Source organism: Streptococcus oralis, from assembly GCF_003944215.1.
In the GTDB taxonomy this organism is placed as follows: domain Bacteria; phylum Bacillota; class Bacilli; order Lactobacillales; family Streptococcaceae; genus Streptococcus; species Streptococcus oralis_BI.
In genome coordinates this window covers 150,614-170,516 of sequence record NZ_RJVZ01000002.1, presented here as the reverse complement: position 1 = coordinate 170,516, position 19,903 = coordinate 150,614, and the positions used below count along the sequence as shown (strand labels likewise).

The 19,903-nt window shown below is 38.9% G+C and carries 20 protein-coding genes and 1 pseudogene; all 21 read left to right on the top strand.

Features of this window, described 5'->3' with window-relative positions; translation table 11 throughout:
- The first annotated feature begins 6 nt into the window (after positions 1–6).
- A complete protein-coding gene (locus D8804_RS01925; RefSeq protein WP_125398646.1) occupies positions 7–510 on the top strand; it encodes a phosphatase PAP2 family protein in 504 nt (167 codons plus the stop codon).
- 113 nt (positions 511–623) lie between these two features.
- Entirely contained in the window at positions 624–1,070 is a 447-nt protein-coding gene (locus D8804_RS01920; protein ID WP_000776591.1) for a LytTR family DNA-binding domain-containing protein, read from the top strand.
- Between the two features lie 5 nt (positions 1,071–1,075).
- Positions 1,076–1,750: a LiaF transmembrane domain-containing protein gene (locus D8804_RS01915; RefSeq protein ID WP_125398645.1), complete on the top strand. Its 675-nt coding sequence runs from the start codon at positions 1,076–1,078 to the stop codon at positions 1,748–1,750.
- A 192-nt stretch (positions 1,751–1,942) separates the two neighbouring features.
- Positions 1,943–2,125, top strand: a complete 183-nt coding sequence (locus tag D8804_RS10120; protein ID WP_125398644.1) for a hypothetical protein — start codon at positions 1,943–1,945, stop codon at positions 2,123–2,125.
- Positions 2,125–3,249: a replication initiator protein A gene (locus tag D8804_RS01905; RefSeq protein WP_125398643.1), complete on the top strand. Its 1,125-nt coding sequence runs from the start codon at positions 2,125–2,127 to the stop codon at positions 3,247–3,249. The genes D8804_RS10120 and D8804_RS01905 overlap by 1 nt, the downstream gene beginning before the upstream one ends.
- A complete protein-coding gene (locus tag D8804_RS10055) occupies positions 3,243–3,410 on the top strand; it encodes a hypothetical protein (protein ID WP_185774014.1) in 168 nt (55 codons plus the stop codon). The genes D8804_RS01905 and D8804_RS10055 overlap by 7 nt, the downstream gene beginning before the upstream one ends.
- A pseudogene (locus D8804_RS10440) lies at positions 3,395–3,484 on the top strand (thiopurine S-methyltransferase); the annotation flags it as partial. The gene D8804_RS10055 and the pseudogene D8804_RS10440, both read left to right, overlap by 16 nt.
- Before the next feature lie 23 nt (positions 3,485–3,507).
- Entirely contained in the window at positions 3,508–3,642 is a 135-nt protein-coding gene (locus D8804_RS10165) for a hypothetical protein (protein WP_260472318.1), read from the top strand.
- Between the two features lie 2 nt (positions 3,643–3,644).
- Positions 3,645–3,854, top strand: a complete 210-nt coding sequence (locus D8804_RS01895; RefSeq protein WP_125398642.1) for a helix-turn-helix transcriptional regulator — start codon at positions 3,645–3,647, stop codon at positions 3,852–3,854.
- Positions 3,855–4,149: 295 nt separating this feature from the next.
- The gene (locus D8804_RS01890; RefSeq protein WP_125398641.1) at positions 4,150–4,452 is read left to right on the top strand and encodes a hypothetical protein; all 303 of its coding nucleotides are present in this window, start codon (positions 4,150–4,152) and stop codon (positions 4,450–4,452) included.
- A 17-nt stretch (positions 4,453–4,469) separates the two neighbouring features.
- Complete coding sequence (locus D8804_RS01885) at positions 4,470–5,282, top strand: LPXTG cell wall anchor domain-containing protein (RefSeq protein ID WP_125398640.1); 813 nt, start codon at positions 4,470–4,472, stop codon at positions 5,280–5,282.
- Between the two features lie 19 nt (positions 5,283–5,301).
- Positions 5,302–8,871, top strand: coding sequence for an SspB-related isopeptide-forming adhesin (locus D8804_RS01880; RefSeq protein WP_125398639.1), 3,570 nt, complete (start codon positions 5,302–5,304; stop codon positions 8,869–8,871).
- An 80-nt stretch (positions 8,872–8,951) separates the two neighbouring features.
- On the top strand, positions 8,952–11,492 hold the full coding sequence (locus D8804_RS01875; RefSeq protein ID WP_125398638.1) for an SEC10/PgrA surface exclusion domain-containing protein: 2,541 nt from the start codon (positions 8,952–8,954) through the stop codon (positions 11,490–11,492).
- Positions 11,493–11,555: 63 nt separating this feature from the next.
- On the top strand, positions 11,556–12,056 hold the full coding sequence (locus tag D8804_RS01870; RefSeq protein ID WP_125398637.1) for a hypothetical protein: 501 nt from the start codon (positions 11,556–11,558) through the stop codon (positions 12,054–12,056).
- 73 nt (positions 12,057–12,129) lie between these two features.
- Complete coding sequence (locus D8804_RS01865) at positions 12,130–12,354, top strand: hypothetical protein (protein WP_000340303.1); 225 nt, start codon at positions 12,130–12,132, stop codon at positions 12,352–12,354.
- A 23-nt stretch (positions 12,355–12,377) separates the two neighbouring features.
- Positions 12,378–13,127, top strand: a complete 750-nt coding sequence (locus D8804_RS01860) for a hypothetical protein (protein ID WP_125398636.1) — start codon at positions 12,378–12,380, stop codon at positions 13,125–13,127.
- Between the two features lie 41 nt (positions 13,128–13,168).
- The gene (locus D8804_RS01855; RefSeq protein ID WP_125398635.1) at positions 13,169–14,281 is read left to right on the top strand and encodes a hypothetical protein; all 1,113 of its coding nucleotides are present in this window, start codon (positions 13,169–13,171) and stop codon (positions 14,279–14,281) included.
- 62 nt (positions 14,282–14,343) lie between these two features.
- Complete coding sequence (locus D8804_RS01850) at positions 14,344–14,565, top strand: hypothetical protein (RefSeq protein ID WP_125398634.1); 222 nt, start codon at positions 14,344–14,346, stop codon at positions 14,563–14,565.
- On the top strand, positions 14,562–14,909 hold the full coding sequence (locus D8804_RS01845) for a PrgI family protein (protein WP_006155160.1): 348 nt from the start codon (positions 14,562–14,564) through the stop codon (positions 14,907–14,909). The genes D8804_RS01850 and D8804_RS01845 overlap by 4 nt, the downstream gene beginning before the upstream one ends.
- Positions 14,869–17,223: a VirB4-like conjugal transfer ATPase, CD1110 family gene (locus tag D8804_RS01840; protein WP_125398633.1), complete on the top strand. Its 2,355-nt coding sequence runs from the start codon at positions 14,869–14,871 to the stop codon at positions 17,221–17,223. Before D8804_RS01845 ends, D8804_RS01840 begins: the two co-directional genes overlap by 41 nt.
- Before the next feature lie 25 nt (positions 17,224–17,248).
- A complete protein-coding gene (locus tag D8804_RS01835; protein WP_125398632.1) occupies positions 17,249–19,885 on the top strand; it encodes a phage tail tip lysozyme in 2,637 nt (878 codons plus the stop codon).
- Positions 19,886–19,903 lie beyond the last annotated feature (18 nt).

Below are 19,903 nucleotides of genomic sequence, written 5' to 3'. Positions count from 1 at the left end.
TTATAAATGAAAAATTATCAAGAATGGTATCGAAATATCAGCTCCAGACTAACTAGTCGTCCAATTCTTTTATTCCTATTATGCAGTTTCAATCGTTTGATGACAGTCGCCATGCCCCTGGTCTATCTGATCTTACTAGTCACCACTTACCTGCAGCTAGGGCTGGGGAAGCAAGTTGTGGTTTATTTGCTTGTCCCCGCTACAGGCTTTGTGATCTTGTCCCTTTTTCGTAAAAAAATCAATCACCCGCGCCCTTATGAAACTTGGGACATCCATCCCTTGCTTGACAAGGATAGTTCGGGACAGTCTATGCCTAGTCGCCATGTCTTTTCTGCAACCATCATCTCCATGGCCTGTCTGCATGCTAGTCTACCTGTTGGATTGATATGCTTGCTCTTTTCAGCTTTGCTGGGGTTGGTGAGGGTTTTAGGGGGTGTTCATTATCCCAAGGATGTCTTGGTTGGCTATGTTTGTGGTCTCATGTGGGGCATCCTTTTCTTCCTATTCTGACATGTAAGTTAAGCTAGTCCTACAACCACTTACTGCTTCAAATTGACCACTTGCTTTTTTGCCCTTGTATTCCTAACTTAGCTTTGATATAGTAGAGTCAGAAAGGAGATGTGATGAAGTTACGAATTGAGATTGATGGCAATTTAGAAGAGACTGAAATTGTCATCAAGACCCCCACTTTGACAGATGAAATTGCAGATTTGCAACGACTTTTGCAAGAGTCAAAGGCTCCGAGGTTGACTTTTTACAAGGGGACAGGTGAATATTATCTAGACCTTTCAGAAATTCTCTTCTTTGAAACAGAAGGGAGCAAGATATACGCTCATAACCAGAAGGAAGCCTATGAAGTACGTCTCAAACTTTATGAGTTGGAGTCCATCTTGCCTCGTTATTTTAGTCGAGTGTCCAAGTCAACTATAGCAAACATCCGTCAGATTTACTCAGTGGACAAGTCCTTTTCAGGAACGGGCACCATTTCCTTTTATCAGACACACAAGGAGGTTCATGTCTCGCGACATTACCAATCCCTCCTAAAAGAAAATCTAAGAAACATGAGGTAAAAAACATGAAAAAGAAAGCATTTGGTATTGTTTTATTGGTTTTAGCAGCTTGGATCTTGCTGCAAGGGAATTTTGGAATTCCTTCTTTGGATGGTAAGATATGGCCTTTGCTAGGTATCGCCTTTTTTGCTTACCAATCAGTTGAAGCTTTACTTCGTCGTCACCTGACATCGGCAGTATTTACCGCTCTAGTAGCCTTAATGATTGCGAATCATTTTTATAACATTTTTCCTATTCCAAACCAGTCTTTGTTTTGGGCTAGTATCTTAGCAGTGCTAGGAGTTGGCTATCTCACTCACTCAAGTAAGTTTTGGTATGGCAAAAAATGGTGGTACAACGGTGAACGAACAGTCGACACGGATAAGGAAGTCGCTTTTGGTAGCGGGACCTTCTATAAGCAAGATCAAGATCTCGTAGATGACCAAGTGGAAGTCGCTTTTGGAGACGCAAAAATTTACTATGACAACGCAGAGATGTTAGGTGATTTTGCCACTCTGAATATTGAAGTGGCTTTTGGTAATGCAACTGTCTATGTTCCACAACACTGGCGTGTAGACTTGAAAGTAGAAACATCCTTTGGTGCAGCCAAGGCAGACGCTCCTGTAGCCCCAACCAGCAAAACCTTGATTATTCGCGGGGAAGTTGCTTTTGGTAAACTTGGTGTTGTTTACGTCAAATAAAAAAATATTTGTAAGTGTCTAGAGTTTTGGGAAAGTGAAAAATTAAATATCATAAAACTTGAGAGAGCGAGAAAATCGCTCTCTTTTTTCGTTGCAAAAATTAAAGAAAGGAGAAAAAATGTCAGATAATCCAGAATTGATGGGATATATTGCTGTGAATTAACACTAGCTTGTGACAAGAAAGGATCACCTATGAAACAACACCAAACAAAGGTCTCAAGGTTGACTAGAGACGTAATGATTTTAGATTTGATGAATACAATGGGATGGAATAGAAGCCGTGCTATTGCAGCTATTGAAGAGTTAGAGCAAACACATCTTGTTTATTTTCCTGAAGCTGGTGGCTTGAGGTTACAAGTTGTAGGAGGCTACTAATGGCGGATATCACAATTGATCAACTAGCTACTCTAACTTTTTATCAAATTCCAGAAATATTTTTCACCCGTATTCAACACAATGAGAACGGCTATCTCAAATTGACTAGTTCTTACACAGGTCTTTCATCTGATGCTAAGTTGGCTTACGGTGCTCTTTATAATCGTTGTAAATTAAGTATCAGTTCATTCCAGAAGGGCAATAGAGATTACGTTGATGAAAATGGAGCAGTCTTTCTAATTTTTACAGTTTCTGACCTGATGCTGCTATTGGACAAGGGAAAGATGAAGGTTACTAAGATTAAGAAAGAACTGCAAGAACATGGTCTCTTACGAGAAGTTAGGCAAGGGCTCAATAAGCCAAATAGACTTTATCTACAGCTAGTGGATGCTAATTTAGAAATAGTGGAGCACTATTCATCTGATGGTGAGTTACTGAAGAGGGTTAATGCTTTTGGTAAAGTTCTCTATGAAAAAGTACCCCAAAGCCTTGATAATAGCGAAAGTATCAAAAACGGACGTCCGCAAAATGGACTTCAAAACGTCCACGAACCGGACGGAATAAATACAGAGAGGAGTCAGACAGAGTCCTCATACGATACTAATCGATACGAGGGCGAGTCATCTTTATCTGATTTATCAATTTCTGAAGCATTCAAAATGGGACAACATGGTTTTCTTTCTCCTCAACTAGTTCAGAAACTCAGTTTGTTTGGAAAAGATGCAAAAATTCTTGAAAATAAAATCTATCAATCAAAACGTAAAGTTGAGACAGATTACAAGAACCTCTTAGCGAATCAAGAAATTTATGGAGAGGTGTGGTTACAGGATCTTGAACGTGAGCTTGATAAATTGATTTTCAAAATTAAAACAGGAGAGGCTGAAGGAAAACCAATCCAGAATGTCCCAGCCTACTTCTACAAAATGATGATTCGTTTTTGGAAAATGGCTCTGCTTATCGAAAAAGAACAGGGCTTTATGGAGTTATCAGGACAAAGTGAGCACTCTAGAAAATTCCCTGATGAGTGCCCTAGTCTGATTGCATACTATTATCCAGATAAACTGTCGGAGATGAAACTCAATAGCTATTTATCAGAATTGTCTAAGGGAGTTGAAACATGTTAAAAGATGAGTTTAGACCAATTGATGGTAAAGTGCTAACGATAGGTCGTAGCCCGAAGGAGAAAATCTACATGGTTCCTAAAGCTGCTTTTGATTTACCGAAAAAAGAAAGAGCTGAGAAACTCAGCCAAATTTTCTTATCATGGCAACAGGAGGGAGTATGAATTTTCCATCAGCGACTCCACCGTTTTCTATCAATCCTCGATGGTTGAAGAAGATAACTTATCGGACAAAATAAGGAACAATATCAGGAGGATAGTAATGTTTAAAATAGTTACAATGGCTTTATTATTGATCTTAGCTTATGGCATAGGGCTTGTCATGCTGGAGCTGAAGAATGCTCCTCTGATGGATGATGAAATACTATCAAGTTCAAATAATGAAGGAGACAAGTAGATGTGAGGGAACAAACACAAAATCGTATCAGAGAATTACGAAAAAAAGGCAGGTTGTCACAACAGACTTTGGCTGATCAGATAGGAGTGTTTCGTAACACCATATCGAACTGGGAAACAGGATACAGTCAGATAAGTCTTGAAAATGCTAAAAAAGTAGCAGAATACTTTGGTGTAACCATTGAATACCTGTTAGGATCAGAATCGGACTAAACCTAGTAAAGTTAAATCTATATTGACCGAGAAGTCATTAAACTACAGACCTTTGAAAACTAAATACAAGGCTTGCCCTGATACAGCGTGGCTATGGATAAAAAAGAAACGGGGGCGAGTAGCAAACTAGAAAAGGATATCTAGTCCAGCCACTGAACGAAAAAGCATGATAATGATCATAAGCTGAAGGAGTAAGGGTTCCTAGACTATAAACCCAGCGCATGAAATACCGATGTAAAAATACGTTTTTACACAGCACAGCGTTATTTCGCCTTTCAACTTCAAGGAGAAATCTATGATAGATGAAATAACCGTCCGCCTAAAGGACTTAAAAAACTTAGGAAAACAAGGAGGTGCGACAGCTCGTTTAGAGGACGGCACAGACCTTATTCTGAAGCCCGACTATGCAGTCAAACAGGCTAGAGGATACGTAGACGGTCTTTTAAGGGATGTTGAATTTCATTTACCTTATAAAAAGGTTTATGATCAAATTCGCACTATTAAGAGAGATGCTCAAGTTATAGCTCGAAAAGTTAAGACACCATCAGGAATGGAGCTTCGTTTAACTGGAAAAGGTTATAACCCGAAAAATAAATAAAGAAAAGGAAAACCAAAATGAACAAGAAACAAGTATTAGCTACACTAGTACTTTCAACTATCGCACTTGCACAAGTTGGTTATGTATCAGCAGACGAGCTTGCACCAATTGATTCTTCTGCCCCAGCAACAGAAGTCGTTACGCCAACAGCACCAAGCGCTTCAACAGAAACAGAGGCACCAGCAACTCAGCCAACAGAGCCTTCAGTTACTCCAGTTGACCCAACAACGCCAAGTGTACAAGACAAAGACAACGCAGGAAGTCTTGACGGGGTATCAACAGACAAGCCAGCAACTTCTGATAAGGCACAGGATAAGAATAATGCAGGTAGCCTAGATGGTGTTCCAACACCATCAGATAAACCACAAGACAAAGACAACGCAGGAAGTCTTGACGGAGTGCCAGCTGATAAACCAGCACCTTCAGACAAGGCGCAAGATAAGGATAACGCAGGTAGCCTAGATGGTGTTCCAGATGAACAGCCAAAAACTACTGATCAAGCGAACCAACAAGGGAAGTCACAAATTGGAACCACTTCAAGCTCAACAGGACAAGTCGTTCATGATGTGACAAAAGCACCTGTTCAAACCAGCGCAGGTGATTCCATTGTCAGCACTCAAAATGGGAATCTTGTTCTTGAAGATGGCTCTGTAGTTGCTCCTGAAGCACTTGGAGCTGTTACAAATGAAGACAAGACCATTAGTGTTTCAACTGCAGATGGTAAAATGGTAACTTTGCCAAACACAGGGTCAGAACAAAGTTTCCTAGCTGCAATCGGCGGCTTATTGCTTACAGCAGTAAGTTATTTCTACAAAAAACAATTATTTTAATTAAAGGAGAAAAGAAAAAATGTTTAAAACACAAGAAACAAAAGTATTTGGATCAATTCGTAAGGTGAAGCGCTACGGTGCTTGTGGAGTAATTTTGGGTATGGCTGCTCTTGCTATGGCTTTTTCATCAGGTAGTGTATCTGCTGATGAGTTGAGTGCAAATCAAAATGTGCCAAAAACTGTTCAGGAAGCACCTAAACAAGAAGCACCTAAGCAGGACGAAACTGCCAAGCAGAATACTACCGTTGATGTTGTAGTAGATCATTCAACTGTAGATAAAGCTGTTTCTGAAGCTAAGAAAGCAGGTTTAGAAGTAAAACAGGATTCTTCTGTGGATTTAGGTGTTGCTCAGGGGCAAGACGAACTTGCGAAGAAACAAGCTAATGTAGAAAAGGATTATGCGAATCAAGCAAATAAGGTTTCTACTGAAATTGCTAGCTACAAGAAAGATGTAGTGGATAATGAGACGGAGAAGAAGCGTGTTCAGGATGAAAACGAAAAGATTCGTCAGGCTCATGAGAAGGCTAAAAAAGACCTTAAAGAAAAGAATGATAAGATTGATAAGCGTAATAAAGAAAGTTTAGCTAAATATGCTGAAGATAAAAAAGCTTATGAACGAAAATTGGAAGAGCTTAAAAATAAAGGTGTTTCTGCAACTGCACCAAATATTACTTTGTATGGTGACTATGATGAAACAAAACGTGGTTCTTTGGAATACTACGGTAAAATGACCGCAGTATTTTCAGGAGTAAAAGATTTGGAGTTGGTTAAAGGGACTTTAGGGGCTACTTCTGAGACTACGATTGAACTAGGCCGTCCAGATATGCTTGACAAAGAGGAAATCGCTCGACAAAATGCCACGTCGATAGGTGGTACAATTCTAAAAAATATTAAGGAAGGCGATTCGTTTACACTGCATAAAATTGGTAAGACTGCATCTGGAAAAACAATTTCTGTAAAATTCACTTCAAAATCAACACCTACCAAGGAATTTGAAAAAGAAGGTAATTCTCAGGTTTACAGTCGTTTGTGGGTTTGGTGGTTGAAAAATAAAGGTGTTTCACCATTTGGATTTAGCCCATTTAATTATTTGAATCCTGATTTCGATTATGAGTTTTTTGATGAGGTAACTGGTAAGCCATTAAACATTGGACGTGCCGATGTGTATTCAGATATTGATTATCTTCAGGCTGTTCGTCATACCTATGAAGATGGTTCGACAGGTATTGTAAAAACACCTAGTGATTCATTGGTTCAAGAGGCACCTATTCCAGCGTTTGGGAATAAAACTGGTTGGCAAGGTGTGAAAACGTCAGGTACGTATCAATCAGACGACAGTACAGGTTTAGATAAATATAAAGCTGGTGACCCAATCTATACAGATGTAAACGATTTTTATGATACGCCTGTTGGAACGATTGTATCTATTGGATATGGTTCAAAAGGACATTTGAGTTATTATGCTGGTAAAAAAGAATTTAAACCTTATTCACAGGAAAAATTTGAAGCATATCGTAAGTATTATGATGCGCAACGAAAAGCGGAAGGTCTACCACTTTACTCGGATAGGGAATTGTATGAAGCAACATATACATTCCAACTTTGGGGGAATAATAATATCGTGGAGACGGTAGATGAAATTCATCCGCCAGAATTGGAGCAGCATGAAAAGGATACAATTCCTGATCCTGAATATCTTCCTGAGCCAGGTAAAGTAAAAAGTCGTACGGTTCATGTTCACTATGCTAACTTGAAGTACAAACCATCTGTAAATATTAAAAAATCTATTGAGGATACACATGGAAATAACATTGATGGGGCTAAGACATTTGATAAGAATGTGAAGTTTACATTGAAAACGGATTATGCTCCTTATTCAAAATTGACTACGTCCCCTAAATCAATCGCAAAACGTTTTGCGATTGTAGACGATGTGCAAGATGGCGCTTATACTGTTGATGATGCTAAAATCAAGGTAACCGATGATCAAGCAAAAGATGTGAAACAGTTATTTGATATGTATCACGTTCTTTCTGAAAAAGGAAGAACAGATGTTGTCAATGAAATCTTGAAAGAAGCAGGATTGTCACCAAAAGGTGAGTTCTATATGTGGGTTCCGAAGGACAATGCTGCTTATTACAAGAACTATGTTTCTAAAGGTAAAAATGTGACTTTTGATTTGTTTGCTAAATTGTTGGTAAAAGAAGGTCAAAAGGTTCAAAATGATTTCCATCAGATCGATTTTGGAATTGATCATAAGTCTAATTTGGTAACTGCTGAAGTTCCAGATGTCAAGCCTGAAAAACATGTGCTTGATAAAGATGGTAAAAAAGTTCTTGATGGTCAGGAAGTTCAAATTGGACAGTTGATTCAATATTTCTTGAATGGTGTGGCTGTTCCAGCTAAACATGACACTATTTCTCAGTATGATGGTGTAGATAAGCTGGATACGAAGCATGACAGATACACAGGTAATTGGAAAGGTATCATTAAGGGTACAGAGTACACAGCAGAAAAAGATCTAACGTTGCCATACGATGTTATCCTGAAGGATGGTAAAGTTGTAAAAGCTGGCGATAAGATTGCTAAAGGTGCTGTTTATGCTTTCCAATTTGAATTTGACCAAAGTACAAACTCTGACTTTATCAAGAAAATTGTTAAAGTAACTTGGAACGAAAAAGACGGTAAGTGGGCTTACACTATTGACAAAGAGTTCTTGAACTCTCTTGGTGTACGTGGTACATTTGATGCCGATTTCTATGTTGAAGTTGAGCGTATTGAAACTGGTGATAAGATTGAGAATACTTTTGTCAATATTGTTAATAAACAAGAAATGGCTGCCAAAGTTACTACTCGTACATCAGAGCCACCTAAACCAAAACACCCAGAAAAACATGCACTTGATAGAACTGGCAAGAAAGTCCTTGATGGCAAAGAAGTCCAACTAGGTGATTTTCTTCAGTACCTTCTTGATGGTGCAACTGTTCCAGAAAGACACCATATGTTGTACCAATATGATGGTGTAGATAAGCTGGATACGAAGCATGACCGCTATACTGGTAATTGGAAGGGTATCATCAAGGGTACAGAATATACAGCACAAAAAGAGCTTGTGTTACCTTATGATGTAGTCTTGTCTGACGGTAAAGTGGTTAAGGCAGGAGATAAGATTGCTAAAGGTGCTGTTTATGCTTTCCAATTTGAGTTTGACCAAAGTACAAACTCTGACTTTATCAAGAAGATTGTTAAAGTAACATGGAATGAAAAAGATGGTAAGTGGTCATATACTATTGACAAAGAGTTCTTGAACTCTCTTGGAGTACGAGGAACGTTTGACGCTGATTTCTATGTTGAAGTAGAACGTATCGCAAGTGGTGAGGTTGAAAATACATTTGTGAATGTGTTAAATGGTCAAGAAATGGAAGCGAAAGTCACAACTCATACTCCTGAACCTCCAAAACCACAAGAACCGAAAAAACCTTCACTTCCGAATACTGGTACAGCTTCTAGTATGCTTGGTTATGTTGGTACTGGTATTTTGTCTATGCTAGGTTTAGTTGGTGTGAAGCGTAAGAAAGAAGTGGAATAAAATAGATTAGTGAGCTGCAAAAAAGGTGGTATAGTAACAGGAACTGCCACCTTTTTTTTAAAGTAGATAGGAAAAATAAAATGAAAAAAACTGTACAATTAACAGTTGGAGGGACAGCAGTTATTGGTTTTGGTCTAGCAAGTACGATCGGTCATGCAGATGAAATACCTGTAGTAACAGCTCCCACAGAATTGCAATCTTTTACGAGTGAAGCTAGTGGAATTATTGTCACTCAAGAACAAGTTAAAGATGCAAAAAATAAACTTGATACTTCTACTCAAGCAGTAGATAAAGCACAAGCTAAGAAAGACCGTGAACAGTCTGAAAAAGACGAGGCTCAATCCGAAAAGGATAATGCTCAGTCTGAAGTAGATAAGGCGCAAGCAGTCAAGGACAAAGCGACACCAGAAAATATTGAAAAGCAAAAGCAAGAAGTTGTCGATGCTGAAACTGGTAAGACGAATGCTGAAAAGCAAGAAAAAAATGCTAAAAACGACTTTGACAAAGCTAATCAAGTAGCTAAAGACCAAGAAAAAGTGGTTGAGAAGTCTAAGGACAAGGTAACGACTGCTGAAAAGGAAGTCAGAGATGCACAGACTAATGTAGATAAAGCACAAGCTATCCTTGACGGTACAGGTCAAGCAAAAGTAATATCTGAAAAAGCAGATGCCGAAAAAGCATTGAAAGAGGCATCAGCGGCTGTAGAAAGTAAAAATGCGAATTTAGCCCAAGCAAAAATTGCTGACAAAAACCTAGCTCACGCTACGGCTGAGGCACAAGAAAAAGTTACAAAGGCTAGTTCTGTTGTTTCAACTACTAAGAATGCATTATCTAAAGCAAAAGAGACAGCAAATCAAACTCAATCAGCCCTCCATAAAGCCCAATCGGAATTTTCAGACGCTAAAGAAAAGTATAATGCGATAAATACTTTGCAAATTTCAGACAGCTATGTGGAAGCACTAAAATCTTATGTGAATAATCCATATAGTATTCTTGAGCAAGAGACTCTTTGGGATAAACACAATGCAGCACAACAGCGCAAACTTGAACAAGTCAATCAGGAAAATGTAGAGCTTAATCAATTTAAGTCCAATAAAAAAGATCAGCAAATTTCTGTTGATCCAAATAATTTGACCAAAGCACAGCAAATGGAATTGGCTTTCTTTGCGAATGATTTGTTGAATCAAGTCCGTCAACGTTTTGGCACAAATAAAACAGTTGTCTCAAAAGGGATGCTTGATGTCGCTAAAAAGGTAACTGATGGTTATGTTTCTGATAATTGGAAGTTTGGTGCAGGTCATGATAAAAAGGTTATCAATGACGTAGCCCGAGAATATGGCCTTCCTTCATCAAAGAACAATTCTTCTCAATATTTAGAGAATATGTACGGTGTCAATAGTGGTGATGAAATTCATACTATGGATGATGCTAAACGCTTTATCTATAAGAGTATTGTTAAGTTTTTATTTAATGGCTTAGAATGGCAGCATGCTGAGAGTATAGCTGGACTATCGCAAACGTCTTCAGGGAATAAAGATTACTTTGGCTTCTCTTTATCAAAACGTGAAGGAGTCACAAGTTCTCACTGGTTGACAGTAGCAGATACAAAAGTTTCAGGAACGAAACTTGATAAGACAGAATTTAGCAACCCTAATTCAGCTGAGGCTCTAACTAGGGCTTATAAAGCTGCAGTTGTATCTCTTGGATTAGCACAGAAAAATAATCTTGATGCACAAACTGATCTCAGAAAAGCTCAAACAGAATACGATACAGCTTTATCTGCAGAAAAGCAAGTTAAGGAAGAATTTTCAAGACTTAAAGCGACACCATTACAAACACCGACTGCTCAAAGAGATCTTGAAAAAGCACAAGGCACGCTCGCTAATGCGAACAAGCGCCTAGAAAATGCTAAAAAGGCACTAGATGCTTTAACTGCTGACGTTAGAATCAAGCAACAAAACCTCGAAAAAGCGAAACAAGAACTTGCTGATAAGCAAACTAACCTTACTAACGCTAGAAACAACCTAGCAACTGAACAAGATAAATTGGTTGAACTTAAAGCACTAGTACAGATTGCTGAAAACAATCTTAACCTTGCTAAAGACAAAGTAGCACAAGCTAATAAGACGCTTGAAAATGCCAAGGCTGACCTTGAAAATTTGCTCAATGCAGAGCCAAACTTGGCTAAAGCTAAGAAAGTTCTTGCTGGAAAAGAAACAACTCTTAAACAGAAAGAAACTGCTTTGAAAGAAGCGCAAGTTATTTTTGACAAGTTGTTACAAGAGAAAAAAATCGATCAAGAAGCCTATGACAAACTCTTTGCTTTGTATAGCGAACAAGTAGAGGCTAAGCGTTTAGCTGACCTTGAAGCGCAGAAGAAAGCTATCCTTGAAGCTGGCGAAACACCTATCGAAGTCTATGACGAAACTGGTAAACTTGTGTCTTATGTAGCACAAACTAAAGCTGTAGATATTCAAGTACCTGTTTCTTATAACTATGCTTGGAACAAGAAACAAGAAACTATTTTGCCAAACACTGGATCAGCAGCAAGCATGCTTCCAGTTGTGGGAATGATTTTGGGATTATTGAGTCTTGCAGGTCTTCGTAAGTATAAAAAATAGAACATCTAGAAATTCCCCCTCATCTATGGTATAATGAAGCCATAAAAAAGAGGGGGAAGAGAGATGAGAAAGGACACGAAAATGGATGCACATGTGACTAGAAGTGGATACAGATACTATACCCCAACTAAAACAAAATCAGAAGTAACCAAACCTGAAGAAGAGAAGAAGTGGAAAAAAGGCCTGCGTTGGCTAGGGAAAGCCATCTGGTCAGGAGTAAAGAACCTACCGAGTGTGATTGTGAGAGCTGCTGTTTTGATGGTTGCGACTCCACTCATGTTTCTCCTCTTTATCTTTAATCTGATTAAGAGCTTGATTGCGACAGCAATTGGTTGGTTTGTGTTTAAGATTGTCTCTTTCTTCGCTATAGGTTTTGGATTACAGGGATATGTTTTCCTAACTAGGCAGAATATTCCTGCTCCAGAATGGTTTAATAACCTGATGATAGATTTTGTTTTCCCTCACGGTGTTCCAATCTATTACTGGTGGGAAACGACCATCATCGTTGTCTTGGCTGTGATTACAGCCCTCTCTCTAACCTTTCGTCCAGAGGATGAAATATAGTATTAAATAAACAAAGTAGGTACTAGGAATCTTTCTTAGTACCTTTTTTATAAAAAGAAAGTGAGAAAAAAGAATGGATGCAGTTGTAGATTTTATTAACAAAATTGGGAATATCGGTGGGATTATCGGTATTGGATGGGCCGCCTGGGGAGCCTGGGACTTAGCAGTAGGAATCAAACGTGAATTAGATGACAAGAAGGATAAAGGGATCCAAAGTTTGATCCTAGGTGCACTTCTAGGTGCCGTCCTAAAAGCACTCTTTACCGCTTTGGCAACAGGTCTTCAGTCACTTGGGTAGAATGAAGAAAAGGAGGTGGTTTTATGAACCAATCCACACTTGATCAACTAACTATGAGTCTGAAAGACTATAATGCGACTGCTTATGAGTTGATGGAAACTGTTTCGGGTTCGATGGAGAAGGTTGCCATTTTGCTTCTTCTCCTTTTTATGGGGATCAACCTCATGAACTGGCACCAGCATCTTAAAAGCAACGGTGGGGAGTTGTCTTTTCAGCTTTGGATTGAAGAAATCCTCAAGTATGCCATTGCCCTCTTCTTTATCCTCTATGTGGATGCGATTTTTGATGCCTTGTCTTGGTTGTTTAATGTCATTATCAAATCTATTGCTAGCTTGGGAATTAAAGAGATAAAAAATGATGTTGAGCTAAGTTGGAGCAATTTAAACTGGGCCGCTAAGTCAATGCTACAGTTTGTTTATAATGTCGTTGACTTTATCGGTCAAATCTCGACTAAGTTATTGATTTTGTTGCGTTCCTTTACGCTCTATACGTATAAGGGAATTGCTAAAATTATTGTCGCTTGTTACATGGTGGATAGCTTACGCCCGATCTGCCTCGGTTTCTTTAAGCTCTATGCTGCTGCTGTCCTTCAGGGATTGATTTTAGTGGTTGTGATCATGCTTTATCCAGCCATTGTCACTAATGATCTCCTGACAGTTGAGAAAACTGGAGCTTGGACAAGTGCCTTGGTTGCCATCGCAAAAGGAATTATTTACATTGTCATGCTATTTGGCAGCCAACGAATGGCCAAGAATATCCTGCAGGTGAACTAGGATATGGTATAATGAAGAGAGAATGCTGAAGGAGAGATGGTATGGCTGTTTCAAAGTTTTATGCAGTATGGCGGAAAGAATCCGGAGAAGAAGAGATTGTGAATGCTTTCCAAGCACTCGCTCTAAAGGGGCGAGCACAAATTATCACGACACCAAAAGAACAAGCGACTCTTTTTGATTTGGAAACGGGTCTCAAGGTTAATCCAAGAAGTAGCCAGAAAAAAGATGGTCGCTATGTAGGGCAACCATACTTTAGTTACTATCCAGGTGAAGAGAGCCCGTTAAAGGGGTTAGAAAGTAGCTTTGAATATTCCTCTGAGCTGAATGCTTTTATCGAGGCTTTTAAGACTATTGAGAAATTTCAGATTGAATATGACGATCATACGGCTTATATTTTTCCTAAAGCTATTTCTCTGATGCAACGGATAGTGTTTGAAGATGAAGATTTTGTTATTCTAAAGCTCTTGATTGATATCGATGAGACCAATCCTTATTCTGAATACTACCGTTTAAATGGTCAACTGGGTATTGAATTTTATAAAACGAGTAGACCAGAACCTGTTAAACGGATAAAATTAGCTAAAGAAGGCATTCCCTTGTTTGAAGCCAAGGCTCATTTCCCTAAGTCTACTAAGATTTATGTACCTGAAGAATTTACTTCACCAGAACAGGTTAAAAGTGTTGCTGATAGAGTGAGGGAAGTTTATCAGGAAAGAAACTATAAACTGTATGGGAGTTTTGATAAATACCATTTAGAAGCATTTGTCTTTTTAGATGATAATGAAAGGAAGTACCAAACTTTGAAAACTTATGAGGAACAGTGTCAGAAATTGCAGGAAAAAATTAAGAAGTTGGAAGAGAACTTCGTTCAAAAAACTGAGAAAGTCAACCAGCTGAGAAAAGAAATTGAGCAAGCCGAAACAATCTTGAGAAACTATCACGAAGAGGAGGAGTATTACAAGAAGTTAGAAAAGGAAAATCAAAAACTAGAATCAGATAAACAAAGACTGAAGCAGGAAAAAGGAGAAATTTTCTCTGAAAATCAACGTCTAACCAATGAATCACAACATTTACGTAAACTGAAAAATGCAGCAGAAGAGAAGATAGAGTCTTTAGAAGGACGTTCATTCTGGCAAAGACTTTTCAATAAATAAAAATAACAGATAAAGAAACAGTTCTAAAAACAGAGCTGTTTTTTTGATGAAAGGATAATCAAATGGATTTAGAACAATTGAAGCAACGACGAGATGAGCTGATTAAAGATAATGAGTGGGCGGATGAATTAATTAAAAAGAAGGAGGAAGAACTATGGGAAGTGAAAGTGAGAACGATTGCAGCTTCTGAGCTAGCGAGATCAGCATTGGAATCGGCTGTACGTTCTGCAGGGATTGTAGATACCTTTTATGGCCCGGATAATGGAAAGGAAGGAATAGAATGACACGTTTAGGCAGTGAATTTTTAAAGGCTTTAGATAGCTACGAAAGGCCAGTTTTAGGGTATATGACACTGAGGCAGTTAGTGCTACTATTTGGTATCGCATTGACAGTAGTTGTCACTACTATCCTCTATTGGCTGAAGGCACCCGATATAATCCTTTATGGCGTTGATATTTTATTATTAGCGCCTTTTGTTATTTTCGGGTGCTATATTGATGAAAAAATTAAAGATGAGGTTCGTTTCCTTTTGACTAAGCAGGAACGCTCTTATCAGACAGATTATGACAGAAAGGAATATACAAGAAATGAATTTATTCGGCCGAAAGAAAACCCCGAAACTCTCTAAGGAAGAACGGGAACGGGCCAAACGTCTAAGACGTACCATGACGGCCTCTACACAGAACAGCCTTAATTATCAATGGTTGATGCCTGATGGGCTCATGAAAATTACAAATGATCAATTCTCAAAGACCTATCGCCTAGGTGATACAAGCTATATTACTGCAACAGATGATGAGCGAATTGATATCATTGAAACAAGCGCTGATATTTTTAATTCGCTGGATATTGACAATGATATGCAGCTATTGATCCTGAATCGTCGAGTAGAAAGCAATAGCTTATCTTCTATTCGCTATGATTTGGTTGGAGACGGATATGATGATTATCGTAAAGAATACAATGCGATGATCAAGGATCGTTTTTCACAGGAACAAAATACCTTTAAGGTAGAAAAATATCTAACAATCACAACCCAAACAGATCAGGATCATCAAGCTAGAAGAATCCTCGATGATACAGCTAGCGTTATTGAAAGTCAGTATAGTGGCTTAGGAATCTCCTTTAAGGAATTAGAGGGATTAGATCGTCTTCTTATCTTCCGAAAACTCTTGAGACGAGAAGGTTTTATTGATTTTAACTATGAAGACATCGCTATTTCTGGCTTATCAACCAGGGACTTTGTAGCTCCAAACTATCTGAAGTTTGAAAAAGATCATATGAAAATTGATGATTGTTTCGCAAGGGTGATGTATGTTAAACAATATCCTACCTTCTTGAATGACAAACTGATTAAGAATATCCTGGATACAGGAATTGAACTTGCTATCAGCCTACATGCGAAGCCCTATGATACTGCAGATGCCTTGAAGAAAATCAAGACAGTTAAGTCAAGTGTACGCAGGGAAATGATCAAAAGTCAGAAGGCTGCAGCCAAAGAAGGCTATGGAAGTGACTTGGCCGTTGGTGGGAAGGCTGTGGAGACATCTCGTGAAACAGAGAAATGGACTGTGGAACTCCAAGATAATGACCAAAAAATGTTCTCAGGAGTCATGACGATTTTCTTCATGGCTGACAGTCTAGAAGAGTTGAACATCTACACAGAGCAGGTTCAACGCTCTGTCCGTAAGAACACGGTAGAATTGGCTAAGTGTTATTTGTACCAGGAAGAATCCTTGAATACGATTCTACCGATTGGGATTCCATTTATTAATGTGAAACGCCGTTTTATGAGAGATATGACTACCAGTAACTTGGCCACACAAGTCCCATTTACCAACGTAGATCTTCGATCTAACAGCCCACGTGCAATTTATTATGGCCAGAATCAGCTATCTAAGAACGCTATCACAGTTGACCGTAAGAAAGACTTGAATACAGGTTCAGGTTGTATCTTTGGAACTTCAGGATCAGGAAAATCTGTTCTTGCTAAAGGAGGAGAGATTATTCCTACGACTCTACGTTACCCTGAAGATAATATTATTATCGTCGATCCTGAAGATGAGTACACTGGTATTGGCCGAGAATTGGGCGCAGAAATTATCACAATCGCTCCTGGGTCGCAACATCACTTTAATTTGTTGGATCTCCCTGATAAGGATAAACTGCAGGCAGAAGATAGTGACCCGATTGGTCAAAAATCAAACCTCTTATCAACCTTGTTTGAGAATATATTCTCTGAAGTATCAGACGATGAATTTGCGATGATTGACCGTGTAACGAGAAAGACCTATGAGGAATTTGAAAAACCAACCTTTAAGGATTGGCAAGCAGTTTTGGAACGTCAACCAGAAGATGTGGCCAAGGATCTGGCGCTGAAGGCAGAACCTTATACTATCGGTTCAAACGATATCTTTGCTCATCCTACAAATGTCAATATGAATAGTCGCTTTATTATCTTCAATCTCAAGCAGTTGAGTGGTAAATTGAAGCCATTTGCCCTCCTGGTGATTCAGGACTTCATCTGGAACCAGGTAGTCAATAATCAAGGAAAAGCTATTACATGGTTGTACTTTGATGAGTTGCAGCTATACTTCAAAAATAAACTGCAAGCAACCTTCTTTACAGAGCTATACTCACGTATTCGTAAGTATGGGGCTATTCCAACAGGGATTACCCAGAACCCAGAGACTGTTTTATCTACAGAGGAAGGTAGAAAGCTAGTCGCAAACTGTGAGTTTCTAGCCCTCCTGAAGTTGAAACGGACAGACCTGGAAGCCCTGGAGCAGGTTATCCCTCTTACGCCTTCGCTAGAGCGATTTGTCTTGCGGCCAAAAGCAAAGGGTACTGGTTTGATTGTCGCTGGAGATACCATTGTTCCATTTGAAAATCCTATCCCTAAAGATACCAAGCTGTATCAATTGGTTGCGACAGATAGTTAAAAAATAGAAAGAGAGGTGATTTCTTTTGTTTGAAAGTGATCCAAAACAATTAAAACAGGAGCATAAGAGGAGAATCAAAGAAGGATCATCCCTCAATAATAAAAAAGCTCCTAAAGAAGCACGTTTAGACTCAAAAGTTGCATTTAAAGAAGCTAAGAAGAATTATCGCTTAGCGAACAAAAATTATAAACTACATAAAAGACCTCAAGCAACAGCTAGAGGCCTTTTCTTTAAGCAACAACGTGATCGAGCAAAGTTGGAAAAACAAATTGCAACAACGCTCTATAAACGAGCTAAAAAGGCAGATGATAGTTATATTCCCAATCGTATAAAGAGACGAACAAAACAAAGTGCCAAAATGAAGCTGAGGCATGATGTTGAGAAGACAATCAGAGATAATGATATTCTTGGAGATTGGGTTCAAGCTAGACAAAATATTCGTCAGTTCAAGTACCAGGTAAATGCCTCTAAACGAGCTGCAAAAGTTGCAGGAAAGCTATCTAAGTATACTATTAAGCATAGTTATGGTCAGCTTAATAAAAGCTATAATTTTATCAGAGGGCGAGGATATACTCGAACACCAAAAGAGTTCTCCTGGGAAGGAAAACTCAGCAAAAAAATGAAACATGCCAAAAAGCGACTGGGACGTTCAAAGTTTGGGAAGGCATCAAAACGTACAGGAAAAGTCTTAAAGTTTGCGACAAAGCCCCTGCGCTTCCTCCTAACCAATCCGTTGGCAGTCAAGTCCTATTTCTTAATGTTCCTCATCTTTGCAGTATTTGGGATATTTATGTCTGTTTTTGGAGGAAGTGGTCCAGTCCAACAAAATGAATTTGACTTGAACAAATCCTGGCTTCAGATCAGTAAACGTGATAGAGAGAAGTCAAATGATAAGGTTGACTATTGGACCAACATCGATGATATGCTCTTTTTCATGAACTTTCGCTACGGTAGTGAGTGGAAACCAGAGAGTTCCTGGAAAGACGGAACAGGTGGTGAATGGGCTGGTACATTAGGTTTTAATCACTATTCTGATGCCTTGAATGACCTTTGGAATCATTTGAATGATGATCCACATAATTTGAAGAAGATGGCTGATTTATATGGTTCGTCTTCGAAATTAAAATGGGCCAAATTGAGTGACAGTGAACTAGAAGAGTATAAAGAATTAGAGGAGTTGACTAAAGAAGTTGGTCGCTATCCTTCTTATCAAGAACTAGCTAATCCTTTTTACCAGGAGGATGATCCTTCTTATCAAGCCCCTTTAGTTATCCTGAAGCGATTTGGTTATACCTCTAAGAGTGAAATTTATGAAAAAACACAACTAAAAGCTTCCACAGGGCAAGTTATAAGAGCACCTATTGATGGTAAAATCAGTGTGACAGATGATACTACTGTATCAATAAAAACTGATAAAGCTATCTTTACTTATGAAGAGGTAGGAAATATCCGTGTTTCTGACGGTGATCAGGTCAAAGCTGGAGATGAAGTTGGTAAGGTAACGTCAAATGGTTACCAGGTCATTCAATATCAAAAATTGGAGGAAAAAGAGACAAAAGATAAGAAAGAAAAGTGGACATCAGTCAATCCAGGCTTTTACTTTCAATCTGTCACGTACAATCAGACAACCTCAGTCATTACTACACTTGATGGTGATTTAGGACAAAAATCACGAGCGATAAAAGACTACTTGAAGCAAAAGGTACCAGGGCTGACAGATAATGGTTTGGCAGCCATGCTTGGGAACTTTGCAACTGAAAGTAATATCAATCCTAAACGTGCTGAAGGAGACTATCTTAGCCCACCAGTAGGGGCTGATTCTTCTTCATGGGATGATGAGTCCTGGTTAGCTATAGGAGGACCAGCGATTTATAACGGAAGATACCCAAATATTCTTCGACGAGGTTTAGGATTGGGACAGTGGACAGATACAGCGGATGGCTCCACGAGACATACTCTATTATTAAACTATGCAAAATCTAAGAATAAGAAGTGGTATGATTTGGAACTGCAACTGGATTTTATGTTGGAGGGGGATACTCCTTACTATATCACAGGACTAACTTCAATTCTAACTAGTACAGAGGATGTAGAGACGCTTACAGAGCGTTTCCTGGTTAATTGGGAAGGAAACTCTGGAGATAAGGTCTTAGAGCGCCAGAATAATGCTAAGCAGATCCACGCTTTTCTTACTCAACAAGTTCGAGGAGGTGGAGCGTTAGCATCTTCCTGGAATTTCCCTGCCGAGTATCAGTCAAAAGTGGAGCACCCTCCTACACAAGCTTCTATGACTACACAACAAGGAAGCGGTTATGAAGTGGGACAATGTACTTGGTATGCCTATAATCGTTTAGTTGAACTAGGAACGATTACAGACTTATCAGGAGCTTATGGTTACCTTGGTAATGGTCAGGATTGGGTGGCAAGCCTAGTTGCAAAAGGATGGCGGTATAGTACAACTCCAACAAAAGGAGCTGTTGTATCAGTAGTAGGTGGATTTGGTGGGACACCAGATGTATACGGCCATGTTGCGATTGTGGAAGCTGTGAATCCAGACGGTTCATTCCTCGTTTCAGAATGTAATATCCAAGGAGTACAGGATAAGGTACATTTTTCTGTCCTATATCCAGCTTACTACTATTCGTTTGCAACACCGAATTAAAAAAGAAAGAAGGTAAAT

Coding starts and splice junctions, on each gene's coding strand:
- D8804_RS01925 (WP_125398646.1), top strand. CDS start 7: ATGAAAAATTATCAAGAATGGTATCGAAATATCAGCTCCAGACTAACT.
- D8804_RS01920 (WP_000776591.1), top strand. CDS start 624: ATGAAGTTACGAATTGAGATTGATGGCAATTTAGAAGAGACTGAAATT.
- D8804_RS01915 (WP_125398645.1), top strand. CDS start 1,076: ATGAAAAAGAAAGCATTTGGTATTGTTTTATTGGTTTTAGCAGCTTGG.
- D8804_RS10120 (WP_125398644.1), top strand. CDS start 1,943: ATGAAACAACACCAAACAAAGGTCTCAAGGTTGACTAGAGACGTAATG.
- D8804_RS01905 (WP_125398643.1), top strand. CDS start 2,125: ATGGCGGATATCACAATTGATCAACTAGCTACTCTAACTTTTTATCAA.
- D8804_RS10055 (WP_185774014.1), top strand. CDS start 3,243: ATGTTAAAAGATGAGTTTAGACCAATTGATGGTAAAGTGCTAACGATA.
- D8804_RS10165 (WP_260472318.1), top strand. CDS start 3,508: ATGTTTAAAATAGTTACAATGGCTTTATTATTGATCTTAGCTTATGGC.
- D8804_RS01890 (WP_125398641.1), top strand. CDS start 4,150: ATGATAGATGAAATAACCGTCCGCCTAAAGGACTTAAAAAACTTAGGA.
- D8804_RS01885 (WP_125398640.1), top strand. CDS start 4,470: ATGAACAAGAAACAAGTATTAGCTACACTAGTACTTTCAACTATCGCA.
- D8804_RS01880 (WP_125398639.1), top strand. CDS start 5,302: ATGTTTAAAACACAAGAAACAAAAGTATTTGGATCAATTCGTAAGGTG.
- D8804_RS01875 (WP_125398638.1), top strand. CDS start 8,952: ATGAAAAAAACTGTACAATTAACAGTTGGAGGGACAGCAGTTATTGGT.
- D8804_RS01870 (WP_125398637.1), top strand. CDS start 11,556: ATGAGAAAGGACACGAAAATGGATGCACATGTGACTAGAAGTGGATAC.
- D8804_RS01865 (WP_000340303.1), top strand. CDS start 12,130: ATGGATGCAGTTGTAGATTTTATTAACAAAATTGGGAATATCGGTGGG.
- D8804_RS01860 (WP_125398636.1), top strand. CDS start 12,378: ATGAACCAATCCACACTTGATCAACTAACTATGAGTCTGAAAGACTAT.
- D8804_RS01855 (WP_125398635.1), top strand. CDS start 13,169: ATGGCTGTTTCAAAGTTTTATGCAGTATGGCGGAAAGAATCCGGAGAA.
- D8804_RS01850 (WP_125398634.1), top strand. CDS start 14,344: ATGGATTTAGAACAATTGAAGCAACGACGAGATGAGCTGATTAAAGAT.
- D8804_RS01845 (WP_006155160.1), top strand. CDS start 14,562: ATGACACGTTTAGGCAGTGAATTTTTAAAGGCTTTAGATAGCTACGAA.
- D8804_RS01840 (WP_125398633.1), top strand. CDS start 14,869: ATGAATTTATTCGGCCGAAAGAAAACCCCGAAACTCTCTAAGGAAGAA.